Below are 6,988 nucleotides of genomic sequence, written 5' to 3'. Positions count from 1 at the left end.
GGGTGGTCGCTGGACACTTCCGTGATGGCCGTGCCCTCTTCCGGATATGTATTGATGTACAGATACTTGTCGGTGCCTGCCTCCAGGCTCTTCACGTCAAAGAGGCCATTCAGCACCAGCTTCGTGCCGGTGGGCACCTCTTCTGCGGCCGCTGCCGGTTCAGCTGGTTCTGACGCCACGGCCGGAACCATGCCCAGCAGCATGGTCAGCGACAGTGCCGCCGCCAAAGCACGCTTCAGGGTGTGTTTCATTTTTTACCTTCCTCCTTCTCTGAATGCGCGGTATCTTCCGCCCATGTCGGGCAGTAACTCCCCTGCAGCAATCACGCTGCAGAACTGCGCTCTCCTCCTTTCCACTTCCCCAAACTTAATAACATGCTAATATGTATTGACTGCAAAGTCAATACATTCCTGTTGAGTTTGTGCACCAGCGAAGGACACAAAATTATTTTTCCAAAAAAATCAAATTATAAGTTCCAATTCGTATAAGTGATTGTTTTTACTCTATTCCTCAATATTTTTACACTAAAATGTGTAAAGAAAACGTATTATCCTTTTTTCAATTGTAAACGTTGTATATAATTGACTACTCGTTCATTAAATAGTAGAATTCTAGTGTACGTATTCTATCCTGTTTGTTTGAAGGAGGCGATCCTGCCGCGTACTTGTTGTGTGTACCGGCGACGACACTCTATGTCCCCAGTTTATCCAGCCGTGAAATCCCGCCTTTGCATTCCGTTCCATCAAAAGAAAGGGAGGATCACCATGCATGTACGTCTCAAGCGCATCCTTGCCCTGTTGCTTGTCCTTGTTCTGAGCTTAGGGCTCGGTCCCACAACTCTGGCCGCAGCCGCTCCCTTATCGGAGCCGTCTCCGGCCGACTCCTCCTCCACTCCTCCACAGGGAGAGTGGATCAGCGACCTGGCTCTCACCCGCAATGAGATCACCATCGGTTCCCTGATGAACTTCTTCTATATGGAGCCGGGAGAAGAAAAATACCAGATGTTTGGAATCAACCCCCAGGGCGCTCAGATCTCCGTAGAGAGCGGCGACCCGGCCGTGGCCCTGGTGGAGCTGGTGGACACCCCGGCTCACATCACCGGCAATCAGGACCTGACCTGTACGGCCAACACCCCCAATGAGCGCGACGACGTGCGCGAGCTCAAGGTGACCGCCGTGGCGCCCGGCCGGACCACCATCACCGTCACCGCCACGGCCGACGGCTACCAGACCACCCAGGCCACCTTTACCGTGCAGGTGCTGGCCCCCACGGGGCAGAACACCTTCCGCAGGGACGTCAACATCAACGCCGGCTGGTCTTTCTGCCTGGAAAAGGACCTGCCCGACGGCGTGGGACTGGAACAGGTAAAGGACCCCGCCTATGACGGCGGCGGCTTCACGCCGGTGGACCTGCCCCACACCTGGAACGTCGAGGACGTGCAGAACGAATTGACCCGCCACTACGGCGTGGGCTACTACCGCAAGAGTATGACCTTCCCCTCCCAGGACTACGCCGGCCGGCGCATCTACATTGAGATCGGCGCGGCCAACAAGGTCTCAAACCTTTATATAAATGGAACTCTTGTGGGCACCCACAGCGGCGGCTACGCCAAATTCCGCTATGACATCACCGACTATGTGACGCTGGACGAGGCCAACCTGATCTGTGTCCAGGTGGACAACAGCATCGGCAGCACCGTCATGCCGCTGGAGGGCGGCTTTGCCTACAGCGGCGGCATGTACCGCAACAACTTCATCCTCTCCACCGCCCAGGTGAGCTTTGACAAGCTGGACTACGGCTCCAGCGGGATCTATCTCACCCCCACCCAGGTCAGCGCCCAAAGCGCCGGGCTGGACGTGCGGGCTCAGCTGCGCAACGCCGGAGACACCGAGCAGCAGGTGCTGGTGCGGGCCCGCCTGTATGAGCAGGACGGCAGCACCCTGGTCCGGGAGGTGAGCGGAGACGTCACCGTCCCCGCCGGCGGCACAGCCGCGTTCCAGCAGAGCTGCACCGTGGAAAACCCCCACCTGTGGAACGGGGTACCCGACCCCTACCAGTACATCGTGGAGGTTACGCTGGAGCAGGACGGCCAGGTGCTGGAACGGGAGCGGGAAACCGTGGGCTTCCGGTTCTTTGAGATCACGGAGGACGACGGCTTCTACCTCAACGGCCAGCCCTATCCCCTCCACGGCGTGGCCCTGCACCAGGACTGGGAGGATCTGGGCAGCGCCCTTACCACCCGGCAGATGGAGGAAAACCTCTCCCTCATCGCCGAGATCGGCGCCACCTGCCTGCGCTGCTCCCACTACCAGCACGACGCATACACCTATCAGCTGGCCAGTGAGCGGGGCATCGTGGTGTGGGCCGAGATCCCCAACGTCAACAGCGTGCGCATGACCGACGCCTTCCGCACCAACGCCAAACAGCAGCTCACCGAGCTCATCCGCCAGAACTACAACATCGCCTCCATCTGCATGTGGGGCATCCACAACGAGCAGTGGCCCAAGTCCGATCTGTCGGTCAACAAGGTCCTGGACGAGCTCTATCAGCTGGGCAAGCAGGAGGACCCCACCCGTCCCATCGTGGTGGCCACCGCCCAGAGCCAGACCACTCCCCTGAGCTGGCAGTCGGACGCCTCCGCCTGGAACAAATACTTCGGCTGGTATGAGGGGGCCAATATGGACGGCTTCGGCCCCTGGGTGGACGGCGTGCGCGACTTTGCCAAGGCCAACGAGACCGTCTCGGCCACCAACAGCGACGGCAGCGAGACCTTCACCGTACCGGTCAACGGCAAGATCGGCATCAGCGAGTACGGCTCGGGCAACAACATCTGGACCCACGAGCTCAATCCGCCCGACCATGTCAAATCCATCAGCGGCTTCCAGTCCGAGGAGTACGCCAACAAGTACCACGAGGTCTCCTGGCAGCAGATCCGGGAGCGCCCCTGGCTCTGGGGCACCTTTATCTGGAACATGTTCGACTTTGCCCAGCCCGGCGTGGTGAGTGAGGGCGGCATCGTCAGCCGCAACACCAAGGGTCTGGCCAGCTTCGACCGCTCCCTGAAAAAGGACTCCTTCTACTTCTACAAGGCCAACTGGTCGGACGAGCCCATGGTGTACATCAGCAGCCGCCGGTACGCCGACCGCTATGACGACTACAGCTATGTGCGGGTCTACTCCAATCTGGACGAGGTGGAGGTCTACATTGACGGCGTCTCGGTGGGAAAGATCCGGAAAACCGACCCGGCCAAGCCCAACACCGAGCTGGGCAACCTCATCCAGGACCCCTCCCTGGGCATTTTCCACTTTGAGGGTGAGGCTTGCAACCTGACCGAGTTTAAGGACTACACCATCACCGCCATCGGCCGCCAGCTGGGAGAAGACGGCCAGGTACTCAACGAGTACTCCGACACGGTGGTCTGGCGGCGGCTGAAGGACTACCGCACGGAGATCCAGTCCGAGCGCTATATCATCGACGGGGCCAACCACACCATCTCCAAAATCCCCGCCGGGCTGAGCGTTGCGGAATTCCTGGCCCAGATCACGGTCTCCTACAACGGCACCCTCAAAATGCTGGACGCCTCTGGGCAGGAGATCACCGACCTGAACCAGCCGCTGAGCATGGATATGCGCGTGCTGGTGATCGCAGAAAACGGCGTGGATCAGCAGGAATATACCCTGCTGGACGACCCGCTTTCCTCCGGCGCCAGCGCCACCGCCTCCACCGTTCAGAACAACTTCGTCCCCGGTAATCTCACCGACGGAAACCTCACCACCCGCTGGACCGCTTCCGACGGCAGTTACCCCCAGTGGTTCCAGATCGACCTGGGGCAGGTGTCCGACCTGTCCAAGTTCTCCGGGCTCTTCTACGGAGAGGCCCCCCGGGCCTACCAGTACACCATCTCGGGCAGCATCGACGGCAGCACGTTCACTCCCCTGGTGGACCGCAGCCAGAACACCGAGAGCCAGTGGGTGAGCGACGAGTTCCCCGCCGGCACCCGCGCCCGGTACATCCGGGTGGATATGAAGGGCATCTCCGGCACCAGCGGCAACGCGGCGCTGTATGAGTGCATGATCTACGGCTATCACCTGACCTCCGAGGCATACGTGGTGGACAACACCGCCTGCACCGTGCTGGGCGTATCCCCGGACACCACCGCCGGCACCCTGCTGCAGCAGGTCACGGTGGCGGGCAATTACCGCTCTGTCGCCGTAACGGACGCTGCCGGCACTCCCCTGGAGCCGGAGGCTCCGGTGGGCGAGCAGGCCAAGATCGTGGTCACCGGCTCCAATGACTCCCAGACGGTCTACTCCGTGCGGGAGACCACCGCCAGCACCGCCCCCGTCTCCCAGGGCCGGACCATCACCGACGTCTTTGACGTCAAGAGCGGCAGCCAGGCCGCCTACCTCAACGACGGCAACCCCGACACCTTCTGGAACGCCACCACCGGCTTTGAGCAGCCCCGGTACGCCGTCATCGACCTGGGTGCGGAGCATCAGCTCTCCCGGTTCGATGTGGACTTCTACCAGGGCAGCACCAAGCGTTATTACCAGTACCGCATCTATGCCGGCTCCACGCCGGAGGATCTGGAACTGCTGGTGGACGGCACCCAGAACACCGATCAGGAGAGCGTCTCCCACACCCTCCCCGCCGGAACCACGGGCCGCTATATCAAGCTGGAGATCACCGGCACTTCGGTAGCCAACGTAAACTTTGCCGCTGCCGTGCGGGAGTTCGCGGTGTACGGCTGGAGCATGGATTCCACCGAGTACGAAGTGGACCACGCCGGGCGTGCCATCCGCAACGTGCCTGAGCAGACCCCGGTCAGTCAGTTCCGCAAGGCGCTGCAGCTGGAGGGCAACTACACCGCCGAACTGCTGCTGGACGACGAGGTGCGGACCGACGGCGTGGTCACCGAGGGCATGCGCCTGCGGGTGGGTGATCTCACCGGAGGCAACTGCGTGGAATATACCATCCACACCACCGCCAACCTCACCCCCATCTCCCAGGGCATGCCCTGCGAGGCGGAGATCAAGGCCGGCAGCGACCCGGCCCTGGCCGTGGACGGAGACCCCGCCACCTTCTGGAACGGGCCCATGCTCGACCCCAACCAGGCCAAATATCCGGTGGATTTCGTGGTGGACCTGTCCAACGGGAACAACACCGACAATCTGGAATACCACATCTCCAAGGTAGTACTGTCCTGGTATGGCGAGAGCAACCGCAGCTATCAGTTCTCCATCTACGGCGTGCCCAACCTCATCGTGGAGACCCTGTGGCACGACGCCTCGGACAACACCCAGGGAGGCAAAGTGACCATCACGGCCAAGGACAAAAACGGCAGCGACGTGCTCATGAAAAAGCTGCACCTGCAGGTCACCGGCCGCACCCCCGCCACCTCCTATTTCGCCGCCGCGCTCTATGAGCTGGAGGTATATGGCTGGCTGATCCGCTCCGATGTGTACACCATCAACGAGTCCGCCGGCACCATCAGCGGCATCCCCGCCGGCACCAGCGTGGCCCGGCTGCGCAACACACTGGATATCCGCGGCAACTACACCAGCCGCATCGTGGACGCCCAGGGCCAGCCTGTGACGGACGGCCTGGTGGAGAGCGGGATGCGTCTGGAGATCATCGACGTGGAAAACACCACCACTTCCTTCCTGCTGGAGGTGGGACAGGCCCAGACCTATTCCGTTACCATCGATCCCGCCATCACCCACGGTACCGTAACGGCGCAGCCAGAGCAGGCGGCGGCCGGAGAGACGGTGACACTGCACATCCAGCCCGACGAGGGGTATGTCCTCAAGGAAGGCAGCCTGAAGGTCTGCTCCACCGACTCCCCTGAGACGGTCTTCCCCGTTACCGACAACACCTTCCAGATGCCGGAGTGCGATGTGACCGTGACGGCGGAATTTGAGGCCGCCGGACCTGCCGTCATCACCGGCTCCGTGGTCATCACCGGCGAGGCGGTGTACGGCGGTACGCTGACGGCCGACATAAGCGGCGTAGAGCCGGCACAGGCCCAGGCGGACCTGCGCTATGCATGGAGCCGCGGCGGCGAGACGGTGGGTACGGAGGCAAGCTATGTCCCCACCGCAGATGACATCGGACAGGTCCTCACCCTGACGGTGGAGGGCACCGGGGCATACACCGGCACCCTGAGCGCGGAAAGCGCCGCGGTGGCCAAGGCGGCCCAGGCCGCGCCGGAGGGCGTGAGCACCAGCGGCTGCACCAGCGCGGACAACAACGATGGCATCCTCACCGGCCTGGACGAGAGCATGGAGTGGTCCGCCGAGGGCGCCGAAGCGTGGCAGGCTGTCACCGGCGCCACGGTGGAGGGACTGACTCCCGGCCGCTACCAGGTACGCTATGCCGAGACGGCCACCCATTCCGCCAGCCCCGCCGTAACGGTAGAGGTGCTGGGATATGAGCAGCCCCCCAAGGCGGAGACGCCCAACGCAGTGTTTGAGGCCGCGGACCTGAGCCTGAGCGGCCTGGAAGTGGGGATGAAATTCTGCGTGGACGAGGGCCAATGGCAGACGGCGGAAGCCGAACGCGTGGACCTGAGCGGCGCGGACCTGCACGACGGCAGCACCATCCTGGTCTACATGCCCGGCGATGGAGAAAACACCAGCGACTCCGACCAGCAGGTGATCCGCCTGAGTCAGGCGGCCTCCCCCGCACATGTGACCGGCGTGGATGAGACGGCCGCCGGAAACGACGGCAAGCTGACCGGTGTGGACGCCGGCATGGAGTACTGCGCGGAAGCAGATCACGTCTGGCTGCCCTGCGAGGGTGACGAAGTGACCGGGCTGAGCGCCGGAACTTATCTGGTGCGCGTGGCCGGCCAGGGCACGGTGCTGGCCAGTGAGAGCGTACGCGTGACTATTTACGCATACCGCCAGCCTGTCACCGGCGTGAAGCTGAACGTGGAGAGCGTGTACCTGTACTCCAACTTCGGTCCCCGCGGCGAGCAGCTCATCGC

General features: G+C 62.2%; 2 protein-coding genes. One reads left to right on the top strand and one right to left on the bottom strand.

The annotated features are described in order from the left end of the window. Positions 1–251: hypothetical protein (locus tag WMO45_RS13510; RefSeq protein WP_349141411.1), on the bottom strand; the 251-nt coding region annotated here is incomplete at its 3' end. Between the two features lie 513 nt (positions 252–764). Between WMO45_RS13510 and WMO45_RS13505 the strand changes: the two genes are divergently transcribed. Continuing rightward, the coding region (locus WMO45_RS13505; RefSeq protein WP_349141410.1) for a discoidin domain-containing protein at positions 765–6,988 on the top strand (6,224 nt) is incomplete at its 3' end.

The organism is Flavonifractor hominis (assembly GCF_040095835.1).
Classification (GTDB): Bacteria; Bacillota; Clostridia; order Oscillospirales; family Oscillospiraceae; genus Flavonifractor; species Flavonifractor hominis.
The sequence above is the reverse complement of the archived record's forward strand: the minus strand, read 5'-3'. Positions and strand labels throughout refer to the sequence as shown.